Genomic DNA, 22425 nt, shown 5'->3' on the forward strand with positions numbered 1-22425 from the left:
ACAATTTTTTTTATTCTAGCACAGGCTTATCATACTGCAAATAGCAGCAGCAGGTTTTACCCCAGCGGGTAAGTCTCCAATACAGAATAGACAGGATGAGGCGATGCCAGCTCCGATTGCCACAAAGCAATATCTGAAACGTGCAGTTGCAGTGGCTCCTTTGCCGTGATGGTGAAAAGGTTTTCCGGTACAGGTTTGTCTTTGCGAAAGCGGGCCAGGGTAACATGTGGAATGGCTTTCTGCTTTTTAGGCGGTTCGTCTGCCAGGGCCTCTGTCAACTCGTAGCTCAACGCCTCAAAAGCAGGGTGTGCGGCAAAGCGGGCCCATATCAGGCGGGGATGCCTGGGCTTCGGGCCGGGTTCTGTAAACTCAAAATCAAGCGTAAAAGGCTGCCGCCGCTGCGCTACCTCCTGTATGGACTGTTGGATGGCAGCAAGCTGCTGTACGGGCACATTGCCAAGGAAGAAGAGTGTCAGGTGCAGGTTCTGCAGGGGCACGGGGCGGATGGACGGATGATCGTAAACCTGCAGCTGGTCATGGAGTTCCTGCTTCAGTGTTTCGGGTAAAGTAGCTGCTACAAACAACCTGATGCTGTCTTTCATAGTTTTAGGATATAAGGGTTATGTCTGCCTTTACCAAATGAAGTACGTACGTGAGGGAGTGCTCTGGCATAAACACGTACACAATTTGTAAATGAATTGCGAACTTTATGATCCAACGAATTTTTAAAAAAATAGTGGCTGGCGCTGCCCTGTTTACAGTGGAGCTGGTACTTGTATGGCTGCTGTTCCTGGCCTGCATCATCTGCTTTCTGTATATCGGGGCTGAAATAATGCAGGGGGAAACGCTGGGTGTCGACGAGGCCGCTTTCGGTTTTGCCGGAGACATCGCGAATCCTGCGCTGGACCGTTTTATAAAAATCATTACTTTTTTCGCTTCCAGGCAGTTCCTGACGCCTGCTGCCCTGCTGCTTGTTGCTTATTTCCTGTTTGTGCGCAGGCACCGGTGGTATTCGCTGAAGGTGCCGGTGGTGGCACTGGGCAGCATTACCCTTAACATCGTGCTCAAGTTCTTTTTCGACCGGCCAAGGCCGGTGATGCCCCTGGTAGAAGCATCGGGACTGAGTTTCCCGAGCGGGCACTCCATGGTGGCGGCCTCGTTCTATGGTTTGATTATTTACCTTGTCTGGAAGCATGTGCGGCCGGTCATATGGCGCAATGTGCTGGTGGTTCTGCTGGTGATTTTTGTGATACTGATCGGGTTTAGCCGGATCTATCTGCGGGTGCATTACGCTACCGACGTGCTGGCGGGATTCTCTGCCGGCTTTATATGGGTTGTAGTCGGGCTGTGGGCTTTGCGCCGCCTGGAACGGCTCTCTAAAAAAGAACTGGACCCGGTGGTGGAGGAGGAAACACCAGCGTAATTTTTTATGCAATTTTTTTTGGGCCCTTATTGCAATTTAAAATCTACCTGTTACCTTTGCAATCCCAATCATTAAGGGTTAAGGGTTTTGGGACGTTAAATTTTTAGTGAGTTTCGCGCACGTGGCGAAACTGGTAGACGTGCAGGTCTCAGAAGCCTGTGCCTTCGGGTGTGGGAGTTCGAATCTCCCCGTGCGCACACTAAGTTTAAAAAGCCAGTCTTCGGACTGGCTTTTTTGTTTTCAGCCTTTCCCGTTCAGGCATCGTTCCTGACTAACAAGGGAAGCAGTTCAGCGTATAGCTGTTCAGATTATGAAGCGCCTGACACAAAAACTACTCAGCCTTTTAGCCCTTCTTTCGGTGGAGATAATCGTGCTGTGGGTAACATTCTTCGGGTGCCTGCTGCTTTTCCTTTTTATGGCGAACGAGGTATTTGTGGAACGCGATGCCGGTTTGGATGAAGCGCTGTTTCGCTTCGCCGATCGCCACACTTCTCCACGGAACACACGACTGATGATAGGCATCTCTTTCTTTGCTTCTGCAGAGTACCTGATGGTAGTGCCGCCGATCGTGGTGCTGGTGTTTTCCTTCTTTAAAGGCCTGCGCTGGCTTGCACTTAAAGTACTGCTCATATCAATGTCCAGCGCCATCCTGAACCAGGCAATGAAACGGTACTTTGAGCGGCCGCGCCCGGAGTTAGCTATGCTGGAGCAATCGGGACTCAGTTTTCCCAGTGGCCACGCCATGATTGGCGGTGCTTTCTATGGTGTGTTGATATACGTTGTCTGGCGAACAGTGCGTAATACGCTTTGGCGCTGGCTGCTTACCCTGCTCCTCACGCTGCTGATACTCCTGATTGGCTACAGCCGCATCTACCTGAAAGTACATTATGCCACCGACGTGCTGGCAGGCTATGCCATGGGAATCCTGTGGCTCCTCCTTTCCCTATACCTCATGCGCAGGCTGGAGAAAGTCTTTGTGAAAAAGGTGGAGCAGGAACAAGCTTAAATTATAGAACTGCGTTTTTTACTTCAGATTATATCACATAATCAGGCATCAGTTGGTATAGGAGCGACAATGTGCTTATTTTTAGGTTTGCCAAAGTGCTCAGTTGAAAAATAACTGCAGCGCCTAAACTCACTTTATCAACTCATGCGCCTAATCTCTGTTACAAAACATCTGCTCTATACCCTCCTCCTGTTCATGGCTGTGCCTGCGCTTGCCCAGCATCCTGATGATGTGGCTGCGGTTCGGGAGAAGTTGCTGCAGGAGCGGCAGGAGATAAAACAGAAGCAAAACATAGATGCCGCCACCAGAGCAAACAGGCTGCTGGAACTGGGTGAATGGCAGGCTGCGCAGCAACTGCTGGAAAGTGCCACACCTGATGCAGCCGTAAAGCTGGCAAAAGCCAGGCTGGCGATGCTGCAGAACGAATTTGAGCAGGCTGAGGTCCTCGTGCAGGAAGTGCTGAAAAAAAATCCGAAGCAAAGGCAGGCGCTTTTGCTGCAGAGCCATTTGCAGATACAGGCCTGGGAGCTAAGCAAAGCTACGGCTACCGCCCGGCAGTTGCTGCAGGCAAACCCAAGAGACGAGGCAGCTGCTTTAACCGTAGGGCGCATCCTGATGCTGCAGAAAAAGTATGGCGAGGCGCTGGCCTGGGCACAGAAAGTGCAGGCCTGGAACCGCAACAATGCTGGCGCTTACCTGCTGGAGTCGGATGTGCATTTCTGGAACCAGAAACCGGAGCTGGCCGAAAAGCCGCTCATCACCAGCCTCACTTTAGACCCTTTTAATGCCGATGCCCGCTTTAATTATGGCTATGCCATCTGGCGCCGGGTGGATGCCACGCAGCTAAACGACATGGCGGCCCAGTGGGAACTGGCGCTGGAACTGAACCCGCTGCATTACGTCACACACTGGCATTGGGGCAATGGCCATACCAACTTGACCTATGCCGATTATGCCCGGCCGGAGGATGAGGAGGTACGGGAGGCCCTGAATGAAGCAGACAGGCTTATCTCCGAAAACAGGTTGCAGGAGGCGCTGAAAGCGGCACAGGCAGTGCAGCAACAGTATCCGGCTTCCGTATTGCCAGCCATGTTGCGGGGTTCCACCTATTACATGGCCTTCGATATGAACCGGCAGACCCGGCTCGACTCCGCACAAACTATTTTTCAGCGCATCCTCCAAAAGAAAAGCCATTACGGACCAGCACACAATGCTTTAGCCGCTGTTATCAAACAAAAGCAGCTGACGTACCTGCACAACTACGACTCGCTGCAGCAGGTTGTGGTGCAGACAGTAATTGAGGACCCGGTAAACTTTGCCAGGGTGTTTCCGGATGTGGCTTATTATCCCGGTAAAGAAGTGCAGCAAATGGTGTGGTCGCAGCTGTATGAGAGCATTGTGTATTTTCCGTTTCTGTCGAGGCAGCGCGAGAAGTTTGTGATACCGCCCCTGCACATAGACCTGGCTATCGCCATGAGTTCTCCCTACTTTAGGCAGGCAACTACCTTCGATAACCGCCAATGGATGGACATCAGGGGAGTGGGCAGCGGTGCGGCAGCTATTGAGTACGTGGTGCGCGGCTCCTACCTGGAGCGGAACGTGGTGCTGCACGAGTATGTGCACCTGTTTCACCAGAGCGTATTCACCGACGCGGAGACACGTGCCGTGCGCCGCCTCTACCATCAGGCCATGGAGGAAGGCCGCACCATAGACTACTATTCTGCCAACAACGAGCACGAGTACCTGGCACAGACGTACCCGGCTTACTTTGAGCCGGTAAAAGTGCATCCGCTTAACCATAAATCCATCAATACCACTGCCGACCTAAAAGCGAAAGACCCGGCGCTTTATACTTTTCTGGATGACCTGGTACAGCGGCAGCGGGCTTATTTGGCAGGTGATAAAAATGCCATGGCCAGCAATTGGGCTCAGGTTTATCTGAACCTGGCTGAGCAGGAGAAAGAGTTGCCGAAGGCCCTTGCGCTGCTCGATACTGCCCTTACGTATGACGCGCAGTACCAGTCCGCTCTGATAGCCTATGCCAGCGTGAAACAGCAGCAAAAGGAGTATGCCGCAGCAGCAGACTGGCTGCACAAAGCGAAAGACATCAATCCAGATTATGCTCCTGTCTATGTGGCGGAAGCCGCCTTACTAGAGGCACAAAAGCGGGCGGGGAAGCTAAACCCGCAGGAGGTACTTGCTGACCAGGTTGCCCTCTATCAGAAAGCACTGGAACTGGAAAATGACTTGCTGCAGCGCGCCTACACGAATCAACAATTCCGGGAGCTGTACGAAAGTTACGCTATGGTGCCTGAGGCCATCGTCACCGCTGAAGCCTATGTGCAACAGGCGCCCACCATCTCCACGTACCTCCGCGACCGCAGAGACGAGGCGCTTGCCTATGCCAGTTGGCTTAAAGGTACTAGCCAGCCGGCCCCCGACGCAGTGCAGGCACTGGCGCGCCTGGTGGCGCTGAAACCGCAGCATTATAGCCTGCGCAGACAATATGCCGATGTACTGGCCGCGCAGGGTGACTATACAGCGGCTTACAACACATTGGAAGAGGCACAGCGCATCTTAGAGGCCTCTGGTGCCGCACGCCCCGATTACATGGTCCGGATGGCGGACTATCAGCTACAGCTCGGAAATAAAGCGGCGGCAGAAGCATTGATGCAGCCGATACTGAGCCACAAAGTTAAACTGAATGGGGAGCAGCATCTGTTAGCTGGTACACTCTCGGATTTAGGCATGATAGCGCAGGCAGAGGCAGTTTTGGGACAAAAGCCTGCCCCGGAGACAGTGTTGGAAACAGCCTGGCATCATTACGCCACAGGGCGCCTGCTGGAGGCCAAGCAAAAGAACCGAAAAGCCATCAAGTCTTTTGAAGCATCCCTGCAGGCAAATCCGTACAATGCGCAGGTGCGCCGGCGACTGGTACAGCTGCTGGAAAAGCAGGGGAAGGAAAGGCAGGCCAGGCAGGTCCGGATGGCAGGGGAGAAGCTGGTATAGCGACAAATACAGCACCACAACGTTTTAAACCATAAACCACTCATGAAGTTAACCACCCTCTTACCATTGTGCCTGCTGCTCCTGGTGTTCAGCCTGGGGGCCTGCCGTAGCAACACCACTACCACTGAGGCAGCTGCAACAGCGCCAACTGTAGTGTACCTGGTGCGCCATGCCGAGAAGGCTACCGCTGACCCTGCAAACGAAGACCCGGACCTGACCCCAGCCGGAGTGACGCGGGCAGAAGCCCTGCGTGCGCTGTTGGAGGAAGAGCAGGTAGATGCGCTTTACGCCACCAAATACCTCCGGACTATAAACACACTGAAGCCTTTGGCAGATACACGCCAGCTGAACATACGGCAGTATGAGGCGCATGACTTTAATACCCTGAAGCAGCAGATCCTGCAAAACCATCGGGGGGAGACCGTGGTAATTGCCGGGCATTCTAACACTGTTTTACCCATTCTGGAGGCCTTTGGAGTAGAACGCCCCGTGGCTGACATACCAGACAATACCTATGACTATCTCTTTAAATTGACTGTGGCCCCCAGCGGCACAGCTTTTGTAGAAGTCAGCCAGTTTGGGAACCCAAGCCGCTAAAATCCAAAGCCCCTGCAATGGTTGTTGCAGGGGCTTTGGATTTGGGGGTAAATAGCAGCCAGTATCATTTGTAGCGGATTATAAGCAGATGTTACGCCGGTAGCCCCAGCTCAGGTGCTCTGCACGCATTGGTTATAAAATGTCACGCGTCCTCAACCTGCTCCAGGTATCTTTGCTGTATAGTGCTTTCACCGGTTTTAGATGACTTTTTAATGACAGACAGGCTCCCGCTCGTTTCCAGAATAATGGCCTCTACCTGGTCCATATTCTCCAGTTTCTTGTCTCTTGCAGCTGCGAGCATTTCAGTTTTCCGTATCCGTTGCTTTTTCATTGCCCGCTCCAGAAACCTGCCCTGGTAGTACAGCAAAGTGGGGCTGCCTGTCACAAAGTTGGCAAATTTCTCTGACCTCGTCTCCAGCCAGGTTACAACGTACTGCAGGCTCACGAGCAGCACAAACGTGACCAGCGACTCTGCCAGCGAAACCTGCTTTGCCGTAAGAATGCGGCCAAATGCCGAGCCCATTGCTATGGTGATAATAAAGTCGAAGGCGTTCATGCTCAGCAGTGTCCGCTTGCCGGATATCCGCAGCACGAGAACAATGCCTATGTAAGTGAGGGTGCCAACTACCAGTATGCGCAGAAGCGGTTCATACCCGTTCCATAAAATTACTACGTCATCCATTCTGATCTTCTTTTATTGGGGGCCAGTACCAGGCGCCGTTTTGTATCACGCCATTGAGAATCTTTCTTCTGTCTTGTATCTCTTCGAGCTTTTTATAAAATGCCGCATCGTCTACTGTAGGTACTCCTTTTTCTCTGAGTTTCGACAAGTCTGGTAACGGAGGCACATCATCAGATGGTTCGATGAATGCCCCATGCAGCGTGTCAAGAAAAGTTTTTGTTGAGTGTCTCGTGGCCTTCAGTATCGTTCCTGCCGGATGGTGTTTCTCTGGAACGCCGTACTGTATGATCGTAAGCGCCTCATCCAGAATAGTCAGGGCGATAGCATTCGCTTTTTGTGGATTGGCCGCATGGTAATAGTGCAAAATAGGGTATGCCATGTGCTTTTCGGACAGGGTGGAGAGCGTGTTTGAAAGAGAAGACAGCTGTAGCTCGATATCTCCAAAGTCATCTCCTGTCCATTGGGCGGTTACGAATTCCTCAGGGCTTTTTCCTATACTGGTTACCGAACTCGAAAAAGCCCGTTTAGCCACTACTGCTGAGAGCACCTGCAGGATGTATGTAACAGAAAGCGTGACCATGCCCATGCCTCCAAACGCAACGAGGGCACTGAGAAGCCGCCAGGCATCAGAAGTAGGAACATAATCCCCGTTGCCAACTGTAAACATTATATAGGCAACATACCAGATATGGCCGAGAAAACTCGGTATAGCTTGGGTATTTGGGTTTTTGATGGAGGAAGAGTCGGCGTAAAAAATCAGCGCCCATCCCAGCAGTATCATCAGGATCCAGACTGACACGGTTGTTATCAGAATGATCGGACCAGAAAGGCTCAGCTTGTGGTGCTTTTTGGTGCCAACAATGCCGCGCATCACCTTCCAGATAACGGTGGTGAGGCGGCCGGTTAAAGGAGCAGACTGGCCATCTATCCATATAGTTGTCCATAGGCCTTCAATAAAGGCCCACGTTGTGAGGAGGATGCCGCTGATTAAGTAAAAGTAGTTCATGTAATGTGTCGATAATGGGCAAAGGGAGTAGCCTTGGTAAGGCTTGATGCCTCTACGGTTTTACTTGCTGCGCTTGCATACCCCCCTGGCGTTCCCGCTGTTTACTCAAGCCGTTAACTGGCCCTAAGCCCTTCGCTTACCAGCCCTGTGCCTCCAGCAGAAGGTGTGGGTGGTGAACTTCCTTAAGCATTTACTATTTCCTGCATCTCAGGGTTGCCTGCCTTGCGCGAGGCTGGTGACGTATGCCGTGTTGATTGGATAGCAGGTTTGGGTTAACCAGGAGAAAGATTTTACCGGGCCACCACCTGCGTGTGTGCCAGTCTGTCGTGGAAAGTGCGGCGGATAGTAGAAGGGGATGCTGTTAAATATTGCTTTAATAGCAAAACAGGTGTAATGGGTTTGAGGAAATAACGAAGAGTGGCTGCTTTAAAGTTAATGCGCTCATTTGTAGTAGTGGTTACCCGCAGGTGCAGGAGGTATTTGCCTAAGGTGGCCTGACAGGGGCAGGTCTCGGTACCGGCAAAATACAGCCAGCCCAGCAGCAGGTGCAGCAGGCGTTCGGGTTTCAGCAAGAACGCTTCGTCATTGCTGCTAAACGTCATGAAATCGGCTATACCTATCAGCGTCAGGATAAGCAAAACATCAAGTGAAAAGGCCGCTAACCTTGTCCACAGACTTGCTGACTCCGTCTTTTTATCTTGTTGGGTATAAGTAAACTGCATCACATACAATGTCGGATAAATGAGCTCTGACCGACATTATACTTAGCTGACTAAACAAAGTTACAGTAATGCGCTTAATTTAATTAAATATTTTCTTGTTTTGAGTATATAGGTATATCTGGTTTAATAATAGGTCAACATACTATTCTTAGAGTAGCGCGTATGCATGCTTCTAAAATAATCCTAAAGGCTACAAATAGAGTTGCAGAAAAGTATCTGGCAGCTGCTATCATTTATTCCGTAGCCTTGGCTGTGCTTCCTTCGCAAGGCGCCAGAAGTCTTATCGAGATCAAAGATTAAATTCAGACATGCTCTTGTTGCGCAGGGTGCTTCAGCACAAGAGTTTTTGCTAATATGTCGTGCAGGGCCTGGCGGCGTTCTGTAAAGGCGGCCATTATATACCCGAAGAGCAGGATAAGCCCCGATAGCAGCCTCCCAAAAAAGCGGCCGGTGGCACGGGAAAAAGAGATAGCATATCCTTCTGTATCCGTCACAAAAATGCCCATCGCCTGTTTACCTGGTGTGGCCTGGTAGGAGGAGCTTTCAAAACCAGCATAGTATAACCAGCCCATCACGATGCTGATGAAGTTCATCTTCAGGCGGGCTTCATAGTCATGGATATCCGGGACAAGTGGCAGCCCGATCGCCGTAAGCACCAGCGCAGAAAGAATCGATAGCAGAATCCAGTCAATCAAAAAAGCTACCAGGCGTATACTGAATTTAGCATAAGCCAGGTGAATAGGGTTTCTGTCTTCTTCCTGCGTGTAAAATTCCATCTGTTAAAATAGGCTTTACAGCTATAATACGACATACCGGGCACTTGTACAAAAAAAAGCTACCCGGCACATGCGCCAGGTAGCTTCTCAGACTGTCTTACATTCTCGTTGATTTATGATTTAGCGGGAGGTGTAAAGCGCTCCATCTTATTCTTGACAGGTTCTACGGTCTTCAGGTATTTGTATATGGCGCGGAGATCTTCTTCTTTCATGCCGGCATACATGCTCCAGGGCATGATGGTGTTTGACCCGCCAGGAGCTACTGTGGCAGGGTTTTCATGCATTTTAAAGCGTTGCACAAAAGCGTCCTCTGTCCAGTTGCCAATACCGGTCTCCTTGTCCGGAGTGATGTTGGCAGAGCGCAGGGTGCCGCCATCCGGCGTAGGGAACTCCGTGCCACCAGCTAAAAGCATTCCTTCTTTATCCCGTGGTGTGTGGCAGTCGTTGCAGGAGGCAATGGTGAGGAGATATTCGCCTTTTGACACCTCATCGTTCAGGGCTGCCTTTTGTAGCAGGGATGGGGTGTCGTTAGACGGCATGGTGCGCAGTACAAGATTTACAGGGAAGTCTGGGTCTGACTTTGGCACTTTGTGTTTGATTGGCGCTAAGGTGCGGATGTACGCAATCACAGCGTAGGCGTCTTCTGTCGTCATCTGGCTGTAGGCTTTGTATGGCATCACCGGAAATAGCGGATCACCGTCTTTGTTCACCCCTCTTGTCATCGCGCGGTAAATCTCGCCGTCTGTCCAGTTGCCTATCCCGGTTTCTTTATCTGAAGTGATGTTCCGGGCGTAAAACGTACCGGGAAACCCCAGGGAGTGGTCAAACTTGTCTCCACCTTTGCCTTCGGTGCCTTTTAGCATAGGGCCAGAGAAGCGAGAGAAGTCGCGGGTAGAGTGGCAATCGATGCAAATGGCTACGTGATTGGCAATATATTCTCCGCGTTCAACCAATGCAGGTGTCTTTTCAATTGTCATGACAGGGGCGGCATCCACGTTCGGGAAGGCGTACTGCAGATAAATGATGCCGGCGATAGCAACTGCCACCAGTGCAACTACTACGTATCCGGTAATTTTTAATGCCTTTTTCATAATTTTTTCAGATAATATTAAGTTCTGAAGCGCGTTATTACTGAGATATAAAAATTAGGTAAATATCAATTTTAAATATGATTATATCAAAGATGTATTTTGTATTATCTATATAATTTTAGTAGGTAACATTTTTGAATTGGCAGACAGCATAAAAAAAGCCGCAGACAAATTTGTCTGCGGCTTTTCTGAAGGTTAAGGGCTGTCCCTTAGTTATTTAAAGGTGTCTTTGCTGTCTACAATTCTAACATCCGTTATATTTAAATTGTAGTTGGCAATCGCCTCATCCTCTGCCAGCACCTCCTGTGGCAGGCCTTCTCTAACTAAATTCGAATAGCTCATCGGGGATGGTGTGTTGTTCAGCAGGGCTTGCTGCAGTGGCTCTGCCTCGCTGTCGTCTGTTACAATGGTAATGTAGAGGTTGTCAGTGCCCCAGTATTTCTTCACGGCATTATTCACGTCTTCCACTGTCAGGTTGGCCAGCAGCCTGTCCATTTCCTCAATATAGTCCTGGCGACCATAGAAGCGGGAGTCCATCAGGAAGCCCAGTTGCTTTTCAGTGGTCTGTATGTAAAGCTTCATGTAAGAGCGAAGGAATTTGCGCGTCAGTTCAAAATCCTCCTGCGTCATCCCGTTCTGCATCAGATTGTCTACTTCACGCATTGCCAGGCGCAGGGCAAAGTGCGCGTGCCCTACGTTAATGTCGCTTAGCTCCGCATACTGCTGCTGCAGGCCTTCCGCAATCTGCACCGGCCGAATCCAGAGGGCGTGGTAGTTAGCAGTGCGCGGCACACCCGGGTTTGGCAACTGATAGCTCCCGCCCTGGTCATACCACTCTATGTAGGAGTAGTCGCCGTAGTTCATGGAGCGGGTCGTACGGATTTTATCATATAGTTTGCCGTAGCTCTTGCGGTGCTCCCCCAAATAGGAGTTGGCGACCATTAGGGCAGCAAAGTCGTCAGCGGAGCGTGTTACAGGCATCGGCCTGCCCGTGAAAATGGCAGAGCCGAGCGCATCATCTTTTCTTATAATTTCTACCTGCACCCCATTCGGTGTGTTGGGCTCACCTGCTACCGGTATGTTTGGCCTCACATCAGGCAGTTGCGCTACATCGCTCTTCAGCTGGTTCAGGAAGGCATCGCTGTAGTTGCCGGCAATGCCAATCAGCACATTGTTTTGCGTAAAGTAGTTGCGCCAGTGATTCTTCACGTCTTCCAGTGTAATATTCGGAACGCTCGCCGAGGTGCCTTCCACCACATGCTGGTAATTGGTGCCCCGGAACAGCAGGTCTTCCAGCGCTTTCTTGCTATACTCTTCGTCTGAAGAGGCCCGGATAACCTCGTCCACAAAATTCTGCTGATTTGATTTAACCCGTTTAAAATCCTCTTCCGCAAAAGCCGGGTTCAGCAGCAGGCCGCGCACAATCGGGTAGAACTCGTTCAGGAAGTCCTGGTGCACGGCAAAGGTGAAGGTGGTCACCTCTTTGTCTACGTTCACGCCATATTCGGCTGCCCACGGAAAGATTTTGTCTTTGATTTGCGACACCGTCATGTCCTGCGTGCCGGACTCTGTTATCATCTCTGCAGTGGTAAAGGTCAGGCCTTCTTTGCCTTCGGGGTCCGTCATAGAACCGTTCTTGAACATCAGTTTGATGATGACTTTGTTCGACTCCGGCTGCTTCAACTCCACTACTTTGCCCGGGCCAAATGCCTGGCTGGCATCATAGGGAGCGGCAGTGTTCGCTGTATTGGCCGTAGTGGTGGTAGTTTGTGTATCTGTTTGCTGTGATGCCTGTGGCTGCTGGGCACACGAGGCAGCCGCAAGGGCAACAGGCAGTATATAGGCAGCTATTTTTTTCATGCTCATGTTCTTCATGTCTTTGTAAATGGGTTAAGACGCAGCTTTACTTAACTGGCGAAGCATCTGTTGGGGCAATGGTGCCTACCGTCATCGTCGCTGGGGTAAAGTATTTCTTCGCTACGCTCATCAGGTCCTGTGCCGTGATGGTATCGAATACGCTGTAAAGGTTGTTCAGCGACTCCGGGTCACCGGATAGCCAGATAAAACGCGCCAATGAGTTGGCAATGGCATCGGGGCTGTCCATGCTCATGGCAAAGGAATACTTGATGCGCGATTTGGTGTCCTCAATCTTCTTCGCATCTATCGGCTTTGTTTTCGCTTCATTCAGCGCCTTCATCAGTTCATCCTTCACGTACTGCATGTCGTCTGCGTTGAGCAGGGAGGCTGAAACCTGGATCAGGTTCGGATCGCGGGAGAACTGCGGGCCACCACCAATAAAGCGGGCCTTCTGCTCGTCTACTACCAGCTTGCGGTACAGGTCAGAATTTTCAGAAAACAGGATGGTAGACAGGATGCTCAACGCAGGCAGGTCTTTGTCTGTGTCAGAGAAAGCGGGCCCTTTGAAATTCATGCTCAGGTATGGCGGGAAACCTTCCTGTTTCACGTGTGCATAGCGGGTTTCTGTCTGCTTTGGCTCTGCCGGAATCTCCGGCTCATAGGTGCCGCGCTTCCAGTTGCCGAAATATTGCTTTGCCAGGGTATTCACGCGCTCTGGCTGCACATCGCCCACCACCACAATAGTAGCATACTCCGGGCGGTAAAAGCGGTCGAAGAAGGTAAGCGAGTAGTCGTATTGGTTCGGCATGTCTACCACATCCTCAAAAAAGCCCATGGTGGTGTGGGCGTAGGTGTGGTCTTCAAAGGCGGTGCTCACGGTTTTCTCATACAGCTGCTGGTAGGGGCTTGCAGAGTTCTTGGTGTATTCCCCCTTCACAGCACCTGCCTCTGTTTTAAAGTCGTGTACGCTGTAGTTCAGGTTCTGAAAACGGTCTGCCTCAATCTCAAACATTTTGTCCAGCATTTCGGCATTGCCGGTCATGTGGTACACGGTGCGGTCGATGGAGGTGTTGGCGTTGGCAGATGCCCCGATGGCTTTCAGGATATCGCCGTAAGCCTCTTTGGAATAATTGTCTGTTCCCCGGAACATCATGTGCTCAAAGAAGTGGGCGAAACCCGTTTTACCTTTCTCTACTTCCTCACGGGAGCCTGCGCGCACTACAATGTAAAAGGCTGCCAGTCCCGGGCTGTTATAAGGTACTGTCACCACGTTCAGGCCATTGTCAAGTTGTTCCTGGTGAATAGGGTAGGGTAGAATCTTCTCTTTCCGACTGTCCTGCGCCATCGCCGCGGGAAAGGCAAAGGTTAGCAGGAGCAGCAGTGCTACTAATCTGTTTCTCATATGTTTTCTGTTTATGCTATTTTATGATTGCCAAAAGGCATTTTGTTCTCTTAAAATTAATAAAATTGCCTCGCATGAACAAAACGCTGGCTATATAGGAACATAGTTCCGACAAAACATGCCTTTTCTCGGTGATACAGACGAAAATGTGGAACCTTAATACCGTGTTTGTGTCGGAGCAGACGTTTATTCAGTTTACGGTTAGTTTTTTCTGGCAATCCTCAACTTTTTGATAATCAATATCCTTTGAATAAACTTATACACCGAAAACCCATCTAGATTCTTCAACTGAGTCTCCAGCACAATGAACCGGCACTTTGTATTTATAGATAATTATATATAGATATTAATTAGCTGATTCCATTATAAGTAGTTACCTTGTAACAGGCAAGAAAGTACAATCCAAACAAATCCGTTTCGGGATTTTAAGCTTTACCTATTTTTGTTTGCCCATCACTTATTCTACTGTAATAGTATGAAGTTAATTTATGTATTGAGTGCTCTTGCGCTAACAGTCACAGTTGGTTGTAACAATCAGCCGGAAAAGGCACAAGCAGAGGTTGTAGAGAAAGAAACAGTTAGAGTGGTAGAGGTGGAAGCGCCAGCCGAAAAAGTCGTTGTTAAAGAAGACAAAGGAACATCAATCAAAATAGGGCCCGATGGTGGTTCTGTTAAAACTAAGGGTGTGGATGTGGAAATAGAACATTAGATTATCTTGGTTCAAAACAAAAAAAGCCGGTCAATCAGATCGGCTTTTTTTGTTTTGAACCAAGATAATGTGAGTTTATGCTCTGTTAGCTGGTCTGGTTTACATTTCTGCGCCTTGTCTGATCCCTCATTTCTACAAGTAAAGATAAGATGAGAGGTTTTATTTTTAAAGTAAACGCTAACTGGCTGGTGCAGCCGAAGCCTGAAGCTTTGCAAGGGTTAAGGCTGCACTGGGTTACCCACTGTAGTTCTGTTAAGCAACTTTCACTTGTCTGTTGAGAAGTTCAACTTTGAAGTTAACCTTTGCCTCAAGTGCATTAAATACTTTTAGAATGGTATCAATTGTTACATTAGTGGCGTTATTCTCAAGTCGGGATATTTGGGCTTTCTTCACTCCTACAAGCTGCCCAAGTTGCTCCTGCGTCAGGTTTCTTTCTTTTCTTGCTGCTTTAATCATGTCCCCAATCAACTCCAACTTGAGCTCGAACTCGTAATTGTCACGCTCCGGCGTTCCTTTCAATCCTATAAGCCTGTCTTCGGCTTCGCTCAATGAATATCTTTTCATGATTACTTTTCTTTAAAATAGATTTCCCGAATACGTTCGGCCCTGTCAATCTCTTTTTTATCAACTTTGCTGGTTTTCTTGACGAAACCATGCGTGGCGAGTACAAGTGTTTCTTTCTTGTCTGTTTTATCCCAGAAGGCAAGAAGTCTGTACTGAAGTCCTGCATACAGAGTCCTGAATTCCCAAATTTCGTTCGTTAGCTTTTTGAATAGCTTAGGGTCGGTGTGGAACTGCGCTCTCCGGATATTCTGAAGTATTTTCTCTCGGTGCTTCAGTTCAAGCGATTCCAAATACTTGAAAGCCTCCTCTAGCAAGTCAACTTCAAATTTTTGTTGCATTAGTTCGTATCTTTAGATACTGCCAAAGATAAAGAAAAGTTTCCTTTTATGTAAACTTTTAATGGCTCCTATTGTGGGCAACGAACTTGGCTATAAGGTGGCGCAGCTAACTTATAGGTGTTGTTGCACTTTGTGATTTATTCGTATTGAGAATTTCTATATTCTTGAAGTCTTAGCCCTTCAGAACTTTGCCAGCCATTCTTAAAGGTCTCGTATGACATCTTTTGAACCCTTTGAAAAAGTCTTTCAATAACACTTACAAACTCATCATTCAATATCTGCTCCTCTTTCAAGGATTCAGACCGTAATGGGACAGGGTAGCGCCCCCAATAGGGAATTGCCTCTTGAGCTATATTGCAAATAGTCTTTTCTGCTTCTGTTAATGTTAGGTCTTTAGCTATACTTACTAAATTCAGCAATGAGTGATTCTTAATTTTATTACTCAGAGCCCCATTAATTATATGAGTAGGCTCTTGAGCTACTAACAAGCCCTTAAGAGCATTTTCTAAAGCAAATCCAGAAAGCAGAATATATGATCTAGACACCGTTGGTCTATTTGGTCGCATTCCTCCATTATAATCGGTTGAAGCCACAAAGGAATTGCCTACTTCTTTCAATAGAATTCTCGCAGAGTCCATTAGCTCATCTGCATAACTGTGCCATTCTGTTGGAGAGGCAGATAAAGTAAACCTCTGATTAGGTGTTAATTCCATTGATTTTCATTAAGTACAACGGTACTCGTGTAGCAGAGGCGCAGCGTCAGCAAGCCTTACTGCTACACCGTGTTACCTGCTTTTGTTTTTCTATTTCTTCGCAGATTCCAGTAAACCCACCATCTGCTCATACCATTCAAGGTATGCTCCGTCTGGCTGAAACTTGCTCTTAAACTCTTTGAAATAAACATCTGCTTTTTCACTTCCCGAAGCTGCTGCAATCATCAGGCTGTTAGCTAATCGCATTTTATTCTCCGTATACTCTTCGGTAGCTCCACTCTGCTTTTGCCATTGAGTAGATTCATATTCTTGTAGCGACTGCTCGACTTGGCTTTGGCTATACTTAACTTCAGAATTCAGTTTCTTTTCCCTTTCGAGCTTCCCATTTTCATAATAGAAGTACTCGGTAAGCCACTTCTTCTTTACAAACTCTCGATTATTACCTAAAGCCAATAACTCTAATTTTTGTAGCTGTAGTGTATCCTGCTTATACCTGATTTCATATTCTTCGACTGCGCTCCAAAAGTCAATGATGCTGTCCTTTCCACACTCTGACAGCACAAACTCAGAGTATATTTTTCTTCCTTCTCGTAATTCTGGATAGCCACAAATAAGAAGTTTGCTACCGTTTGAAAAAATAAAAGATGTGTCAGGTTCTGATTCTACAAACTTAGAAGCTGCACATTTATCACAGCCACCTTCAGAGGCAACTGTACTGCCTACTTCTTCTGTTTCAGCTACTTGCACTACTTCCTGCTGCTGTTTAGGAGCACAACCAGTTATAAGTAGGAAAAGAAGTAAGTATAGATTGTTCATAATTTCTATTGCAGGTAACTTGTATATAAACGAAATTATTCCGTTTAGCCGCCCAGCGGGTGTCGTATAAACGGAACCGGACTAATGAATATACTATATATGCCAGGCAAAATAAAGAAATAAAAAAAGCGTTACTTCTCAAAAACAAAACCCGCCCCTTTGCATATAGAGGCGGGTTTTGCTGTTATTCTTTTATGATGTTAGAGTCAGATGTGCCGAAATAGGACAGAGGTTGCCACTTGCTGAAGGCAGTCTCTTCCATATGACTTTACACCAGCTCCGGTGTTCTGTCTTCCTCCGGCTGATCCTGTACAAGTTCCGGTACAGTTGTCTCTACCAGGCCGGTTTCCGGCTGCAGGTCAAACTCACCTTCCCAGCGCGCTACTACGGCGGTGGCAAGGCAGTTGCCGGTTACGTTGATAGAGGTGCGGGCCATGTCCATCAGCTCATCAATACCAAGAATGGCAAACACCGGCCACACCGGCAGGTTGAAAGAAGCAACGGTACCTAATAGTATCACCAAAGAGGCACGCGGCACACCCGCCACACCTTTACTTGTCAGCATCAGCGTAAACACCATCACCAACTGTTGCTCCCAGCTCAGCGGGATTCCGGCCGCCTGCGCCACAAATACGGAGGCCAGTGCCAGGTACAAGGTAGTGCCATCTAGGTTAAAGCTGTAGCCAGTTGGCATCACAAAGGCAACGATTCTGCGTGGCACACCTAACTTCTCCATCTCTTCCATGGCACGGGGCAACGCCGCTTCAGAACTGGTAGTGGCAAAGGCAATGGAAACCGGCCCGGACACAGCCTTCAGGAAGCGCCTGATGGGGATACGGGCAATCAGCGCCACCGGTAGTAGCACCAGCAGTACGAACGCCAGGAGCGCCACATACAAGGTGGCCAGCAACTGGAACAGGTTCAGGAGAATTCCAAAACCCATGTGGCCTACCGTATAGGCTATGGCTGCGCCCACTCCTATAGGGGCGAAATACATGATGATGTTCGTGAATTTGAACATGGTTTCGGAGAGGCTCTCGCAGAAGTCCAGCATTGGTTTGCGCTTTTTCTCGTTCACCATGGCCAGGCCAATCGCAAACAGCACACTAAATACCACAATCTGCAGTACCTGGCCCTCTACAATTGATTTGGCTATGTTTTCCGGGAACACGTGCAGGATAATGTCAGCGGCAGATTGCTTCACAGGAGCTGTGATCTCTTCCTGGCCTTGTGCAATAACACTGGAGTCGATGCCCTCGCCGGCTTTGCTCAAGTTGATAGCTGCCAGACCGATGAAAAGCGCCAGGGTGGTGACAATTTCAAAGTAGACAATGGCTTTCCAGCCCATGCTGCCCACCTGCTTCAGGTTGGAGTGGCCCGCTATGCCTACTACCAGCGTAGCAAAAATAAGCGGGGCGATAATGGTCTTAATGAGTTTAAGAAAGACTTTGCTCAGCACATTCAGGTTGGTGGCGAAAGTCGGAAAATCGTAGCCGATTTCAGCGCCCACTACCATGCTGATGAGAATCCAGGTGGTAAGTGTGCGTTTCTGCAGGCCGTAGAGCAGGAGCACACTGATACCTGCCCAGCGTACTGCCATCAAGGCTTCAGCCGGCAAAGAAATAAAGCTGTACTGCTGCAGCACAGTAAGTATGGCCGCTATGGTAATGCACAACAGCGTGGCCATGGGTAAAAAAGACTTTTTCATAAAGGATATAAGGTAAAAAACGCCTGCCAATCATGGCAGTCGCCGGAAAAAGCCTTTGTAGGAAATGCGTCTGTAAAGCCTTTAGTAAGAGCAATTGCCGACAGGGCACAGCTACATTAGCTTAGCAAATATAGGGGCAAAAAGCACATCTGCAAACAGGTGGAATATGATTTGAAAACTATTTTTTGAGGCAATAAACAGCGGCACAGGGAAACTTTCTACATCCTTTTAAGTTGGAGGTAGTAAGAATAGCTTTTTAGGCTAAAAAGATGCAATTTATGCTTTCTGAGATTATCTAAATTACCCTATAAATATGCTGACATGGCGCATAGAGGTGCTGCACCTCAAACTGAAGTACACCTGGAAGATTGCCCGGAATGCCAGCGACGAGAAGCTGAATTTTCTGGTGCAGGTAACAGACGGTACCTTCAGTGGCTTTGGTGAGGCGGCGCCAAACATACGCTATGGCGAAACCCCTGAACTGTTGTTGCAGCAGTACCAGGTGCTGCTAATGGCGGGGCTGGCTAACATTAACAGTATGGAGGCCCTGATTCAGTTGCTGCAGGAGCATCCGCCGGTAAATTCGCTGCGCTTTGCCATTGAGTCTGCCTATCTTCATTATTTCTGCCAGCATAAAAGCATTGCTGTGCACCACATGCTGGGCCAGAAGGCACCGGAACAGCAGGCCACCTGCTACTCGCTGCCAATTATGGAGCCCGGACTGGTGCAGGAGTTTATTCGTGCCAACAACCTGAACCGATTCAATAGCCTGAAGGTAAAGGTGAACCACCAGCAGGGGCTCGACATGGTGCAGGAGGTTCTGAAAGCCACGTCACGAAAGGTGGTGATAGACGGGAACGAGAGCTGGCAGAACCCCGACGAGCTGATGAATTTCCTTAATGCGCTGGACCCGAACCAGGTGCTTTTTGTGGAGCAGCCTATGCCTGCCTCGCATGCCGCCGCTTATGCGCATATCAAAGAGATCAGCCCCGTCCCCCTTGTGGCAGATGAGTCTGTAACGGATATGGCAGACTTCCAACTGCTACAAACGCAATTCCATGGCATTAATATCAAGCTCATGAAGGCCGGTGGATACCTCAATGCCGTCCGGCTGCTGCAGGAGACGCGGAAGCACGGCATGATGGCAATGCTCGGCTGTATGGTGGAAACATCCCTGGGAATCTGGTCGGCCATGCAACTGAGCAGTGCCTTTGACTTCGTAGACCTCGACGGCTTCCTGATTCTGGAGGAAGACCCGTTTAAACTTGTGCGGGAGCAGGATGGTGTTTTATATTTAAAGTAAACCATATTGGCACTGCCGCTGTTGTTATGTTAGTTGTTTGAACAATGATTCTTAACTTTTGGGAGTTTTTGTTGTTATTGACTGATTTTTAAAACATTACTAAAATAAATGGTATATTGTTTGTATATTAAGTGTATGTACATAGATTTGTAGCACTTTTAGGATTTTAGTCTTAGAATGAAGATAGAAGAAGAAATAAAGCAAAGCACCTTTAAAAGTGAGTATCAGAAAGCCCACATTAACCTGATTTATACATCCGGTTGGGTGCAGCAGGCACAGGCGGCTCTTTTTAAGCCATTCGGAGTAACGCTGCCGCAGTATAATGTATTGCGGATTCTGCGTGGGCAGTACCCCAAGCCAGCTACCATTAGCCTGCTGATTGAGCGCATGCTGGACAAAACATCCAACGCTTCCCGCATTGTAGACAAACTGGAGGCAAAAGAGCTTGTAACAAGGAAGCAGTGCCCTGCTGACCGCCGGACTGTTGATGTGCTGATTACAGAGAAAGGACTGGCTTTGCTCAAGGAAATGGATGAATTGGAAAGCGGGGAAGGTACTGGCATCACTAACCTGACAGAACAGGAGGCAGAGCAGTTGAGCGATTTACTCGATAAAATCAGAAAGTAAGCCTTATCATACCCAAACCATAGACTGCATAATTCATCAGCAAGAAAATACGACAAGCTTATGCTATCACTGGGCCTGCCTGCAAGACAGTCTACTGTAACTGCCAGAAAGCAACTGTTATCGATAGCTCACGAAGCCACGCAATGTAGCTGGAGGGCGGCTTCTTCTTTTTAACTTACTCCCTGAGTACAATCCGCTAAAACATTAAGCCAACAGCGGTGTTAGCAGTGGTATGATTTGCTGCAGGCATGCTTTTCAACTTTCAGCAACAGGTTTCAAAGGGGCAAAATATACCTTGAAAGGGAAGAGAAGCTTTTTAATGCATGGTGTCAAAATATTTTAGAGCTATCTGAACTAAATTTCATCTAAAGTGTTTGTACATTAAATGTAGATACATATATTTGCGTCGTATTCCAGAGCAAAGGCCCGGGACTTAAAATTAGAAATACTTAAACAAATCAAACCAATGAAAAGAACAGCTATTTACGCTTCATTTGCAGCAGCACTTTTGTTCACAGCTTGCAGCGAGGGCTCCACTGAAACTGAAACCACTTCAGAAGTAACAACCGAGGCAACAACAGAAGCAACTGCCGCTGTTGAAGGAGAAACATACAACGTTGTAACTGAGCAAAGCGAAGTTAACTGGAACGGTAAGAAAATTGGTGGCGAGCATTCTGGAAATATTGAGCTACAGAATGGTGAGTTGGTAGTAGCCAACGACCAATTGGTTGGTGGTAACCTGGTAATCGATATGAACACGATATCAAACACCGACATCACAGCTGAAGAAGACAACCAGAAGCTTGTAGGTCACCTGAAGTCTGACGATTTCTTTGGTGTTGAGAAGTACCCAACGGCTACGTTCGAAATCACAAATGTTACGCCAGTTGAGAATGCCGCCGCTGGTGAGGCAACTCACAATGTAACAGGCAACCTGACTATCAAAGAAAAGACAGAGCAGGTTAGCTTCCCGGCTGTTATCAATGTAAACAACGGAACGGCCACTGCCAAAGCAGATGTAACCGTAGACCGTTCTAAGTTTGATGTGCGTTACGGCTCTAACAGCTTCTTCGATGACCTTGGCGACAAAGCTATCGATGACAACTTCACTATCACGTTTGATGTAACTGCACAGAATACCTCCAATGCAACTGCACAGAACTAAATAAACCTGTTTTTATTTCGATTTCCGCTCCACTCTTTTCGAAGGGTCGGAGCGGTTTTCGTTTTAGCCCATGCCGTTCTATTGCGCGGCAATACCTACCTTTGCCCGGGCAAACTCCTGATTTGAAAATGAACCGGATACGACATTCTTATTTTGCGCTGTTGCTACTTGCCTTGTTCTCCATAGGCTGTACAGAAGATGAAAGTACTGATGCACAAGCTATTGTGGATGCCGCCATTGCCGCACACGGCGGCGAGCGGTTAGACCAGGCTGTAGTGACCTTTGAGTTCCGCGACAGGCAGTACCGCGCCCTGCGCGATAACGGCGCCTTTGTTTACAGCCGCACGTTCACCGACGATTCTACAGGGCAGCGCATGCACGATGTGCTCAGCAACAGTGGCTTTAAACGGACAGCAGACGATACGCCGGTAGATGTGCCACAGGAGCGGCAGGAGGCGTTCAGTGCTTCTGTTAATTCTGTAATATACTTTGCCCTGCTGCCTTACTTTTTAAACGATGCCGCTGTGCAGAAGGAGTATTTGGGCGAGACTACGATAGAAGGGGAGCCTTACCATGAAGTGCGGGTCACGTTCGCGGCAGAGGGTGGGGGAGAAGACCACGAGGATGTATATGTGTATTGGTTTCATCAGCAGCGCCACACCATGGACTACCTCGCTTACAACTTCAGGGAAGAGGATGGAAGCATAGGCACCCGCTTCCGGGAGGCCACCAATCCCCGGGAGGTAGGCGGTGTCCGTTTCCAGGATTACATCAACTATACCTCTAAAGAAGATGTCCCCCTCGAAAACTACGAGAAAGCTTTTGAGGCAGGCAATCTGGAGAAAGTATCAGAAATCAACCTGGAGAACGTGGAGGTGAGAGAGCTAGAGTAAATTTTGATTTTTGAATGA

At 48.7% G+C, this 22425-nt stretch carries 22 protein-coding genes and 1 tRNA gene; 10 read left to right on the top strand and 13 right to left on the bottom strand.

Annotated elements, in window-relative coordinates:
• Positions 1-56: 56 nt before the first annotated feature.
• The gene (thpR, locus tag DXT99_RS13365; protein WP_115566065.1) at positions 57-602 is read right to left on the bottom strand and encodes an RNA 2',3'-cyclic phosphodiesterase; all 546 of its coding nucleotides are present in this window, start codon (positions 600-602) and stop codon (positions 57-59) included.
• A gap of 107 nt (positions 603-709) precedes the next feature.
• Here thpR and DXT99_RS13370 point away from each other — a divergent pair, with 107 nt between their 5' ends.
• The 5 genes from DXT99_RS13370 (at position 710) to DXT99_RS13390 (ending at position 6035) form a co-directional block, all read left to right on the top strand.
• Positions 710-1423, top strand: coding sequence for a phosphatase PAP2 family protein (locus DXT99_RS13370; RefSeq protein WP_115566066.1), 714 nt, complete (start codon positions 710-712; stop codon positions 1421-1423).
• A 115-nt stretch (positions 1424-1538) separates the two neighbouring features.
• Positions 1539-1620: transfer RNA gene (locus DXT99_RS13375), tRNA-Leu, on the top strand.
• A gap of 113 nt (positions 1621-1733) precedes the next feature.
• On the top strand, positions 1734-2429 hold the full coding sequence (locus tag DXT99_RS13380) for a phosphatase PAP2 family protein (protein ID WP_115566067.1): 696 nt from the start codon (positions 1734-1736) through the stop codon (positions 2427-2429).
• A gap of 144 nt (positions 2430-2573) precedes the next feature.
• On the top strand, positions 2574-5438 hold the full coding sequence (locus DXT99_RS13385) for a tetratricopeptide repeat protein (RefSeq protein WP_115566068.1): 2865 nt from the start codon (positions 2574-2576) through the stop codon (positions 5436-5438).
• 42 nt (positions 5439-5480) lie between these two features.
• Positions 5481-6035, top strand: a complete 555-nt coding sequence (locus DXT99_RS13390; protein WP_115566069.1) for a SixA phosphatase family protein — start codon at positions 5481-5483, stop codon at positions 6033-6035.
• A gap of 142 nt (positions 6036-6177) precedes the next feature.
• On the opposite strand, the gene DXT99_RS13395 is transcribed toward DXT99_RS13390, so the two are convergent.
• The 7 genes from DXT99_RS13395 to DXT99_RS13425 form a co-directional block, all read right to left on the bottom strand.
• Positions 6178-6717, bottom strand: coding sequence for a DUF421 domain-containing protein (locus tag DXT99_RS13395; protein ID WP_115566070.1), 540 nt, complete (start codon positions 6715-6717; stop codon positions 6178-6180).
• Entirely contained in the window at positions 6710-7723 is a 1014-nt protein-coding gene (locus DXT99_RS13400; protein ID WP_115566071.1) for a potassium channel family protein, read from the bottom strand. Before DXT99_RS13400 ends, DXT99_RS13395 begins: the two co-directional genes overlap by 8 nt.
• A 290-nt stretch (positions 7724-8013) precedes the next feature.
• Complete coding sequence (locus tag DXT99_RS13405; protein ID WP_115566072.1) at positions 8014-8445, bottom strand: RDD family protein; 432 nt, start codon at positions 8443-8445, stop codon at positions 8014-8016.
• Between the two features lie 302 nt (positions 8446-8747).
• Positions 8748-9221, bottom strand: coding sequence for an RDD family protein (locus tag DXT99_RS13410; protein ID WP_115566073.1), 474 nt, complete (start codon positions 9219-9221; stop codon positions 8748-8750).
• A gap of 113 nt (positions 9222-9334) precedes the next feature.
• The gene (locus DXT99_RS13415; protein ID WP_115566074.1) at positions 9335-10312 is read right to left on the bottom strand and encodes a c-type cytochrome; all 978 of its coding nucleotides are present in this window, start codon (positions 10310-10312) and stop codon (positions 9335-9337) included.
• Between the two features lie 213 nt (positions 10313-10525).
• Positions 10526-12172, bottom strand: coding sequence for a M16 family metallopeptidase (locus tag DXT99_RS13420; RefSeq protein WP_181885124.1), 1647 nt, complete (start codon positions 12170-12172; stop codon positions 10526-10528).
• Between the two features lie 43 nt (positions 12173-12215).
• Complete coding sequence (locus tag DXT99_RS13425) at positions 12216-13571, bottom strand: M16 family metallopeptidase (RefSeq protein WP_115566076.1); 1356 nt, start codon at positions 13569-13571, stop codon at positions 12216-12218.
• A gap of 475 nt (positions 13572-14046) precedes the next feature.
• On the opposite strand from DXT99_RS13425, the gene DXT99_RS13430 reads away from it, so the two are divergent.
• A complete protein-coding gene (locus tag DXT99_RS13430) occupies positions 14047-14280 on the top strand; it encodes a hypothetical protein (protein WP_147294221.1) in 234 nt (77 codons plus the stop codon).
• A gap of 252 nt (positions 14281-14532) precedes the next feature.
• On the opposite strand, the gene DXT99_RS13435 is transcribed toward DXT99_RS13430, so the two are convergent.
• From DXT99_RS13435 to DXT99_RS13455, 5 genes are all read right to left on the bottom strand, one after another.
• Entirely contained in the window at positions 14533-14844 is a 312-nt protein-coding gene (locus DXT99_RS13435) for a helix-turn-helix domain-containing protein (RefSeq protein WP_115566078.1), read from the bottom strand.
• A 2-nt stretch (positions 14845-14846) separates the two neighbouring features.
• Entirely contained in the window at positions 14847-15182 is a 336-nt protein-coding gene (locus DXT99_RS13440) for a type II toxin-antitoxin system RelE/ParE family toxin (protein WP_115566079.1), read from the bottom strand.
• A gap of 137 nt (positions 15183-15319) precedes the next feature.
• Positions 15320-15895, bottom strand: coding sequence for a hypothetical protein (locus DXT99_RS13445; protein WP_147294222.1), 576 nt, complete (start codon positions 15893-15895; stop codon positions 15320-15322).
• A gap of 90 nt (positions 15896-15985) precedes the next feature.
• Positions 15986-16711 (bottom strand): hypothetical protein, encoded by a 726-nt coding sequence (locus tag DXT99_RS13450; protein ID WP_115566081.1) that lies wholly within the window; start codon positions 16709-16711, stop codon positions 15986-15988.
• Positions 16712-16979: 268 nt separating this feature from the next.
• Positions 16980-18419 (bottom strand): dicarboxylate/amino acid:cation symporter, encoded by a 1440-nt coding sequence (locus DXT99_RS13455; protein ID WP_115566141.1) that lies wholly within the window; start codon positions 18417-18419, stop codon positions 16980-16982.
• Positions 18420-18732: 313 nt separating this feature from the next.
• Here DXT99_RS13455 and DXT99_RS13460 point away from each other — a divergent pair, with 313 nt between their 5' ends.
• From DXT99_RS13460 to DXT99_RS13475, 4 genes are all read left to right on the top strand, one after another.
• Positions 18733-19722: a dipeptide epimerase gene (locus DXT99_RS13460; protein ID WP_115566082.1), complete on the top strand. Its 990-nt coding sequence runs from the start codon at positions 18733-18735 to the stop codon at positions 19720-19722.
• Between the two features lie 177 nt (positions 19723-19899).
• Positions 19900-20349: a MarR family winged helix-turn-helix transcriptional regulator gene (locus DXT99_RS13465; protein WP_115566083.1), complete on the top strand. Its 450-nt coding sequence runs from the start codon at positions 19900-19902 to the stop codon at positions 20347-20349.
• A gap of 466 nt (positions 20350-20815) precedes the next feature.
• Positions 20816-21514: a YceI family protein gene (locus DXT99_RS13470; protein ID WP_115566084.1), complete on the top strand. Its 699-nt coding sequence runs from the start codon at positions 20816-20818 to the stop codon at positions 21512-21514.
• Between the two features lie 128 nt (positions 21515-21642).
• Complete coding sequence (locus tag DXT99_RS13475; protein ID WP_115566085.1) at positions 21643-22407, top strand: DUF6503 family protein; 765 nt, start codon at positions 21643-21645, stop codon at positions 22405-22407.
• Positions 22408-22425 lie beyond the last annotated feature (18 nt).

The organism is Pontibacter diazotrophicus, assembly GCF_003367245.1.
GTDB classification, from domain to species: Bacteria; Bacteroidota; Bacteroidia; order Cytophagales; family Hymenobacteraceae; genus Pontibacter; species Pontibacter diazotrophicus.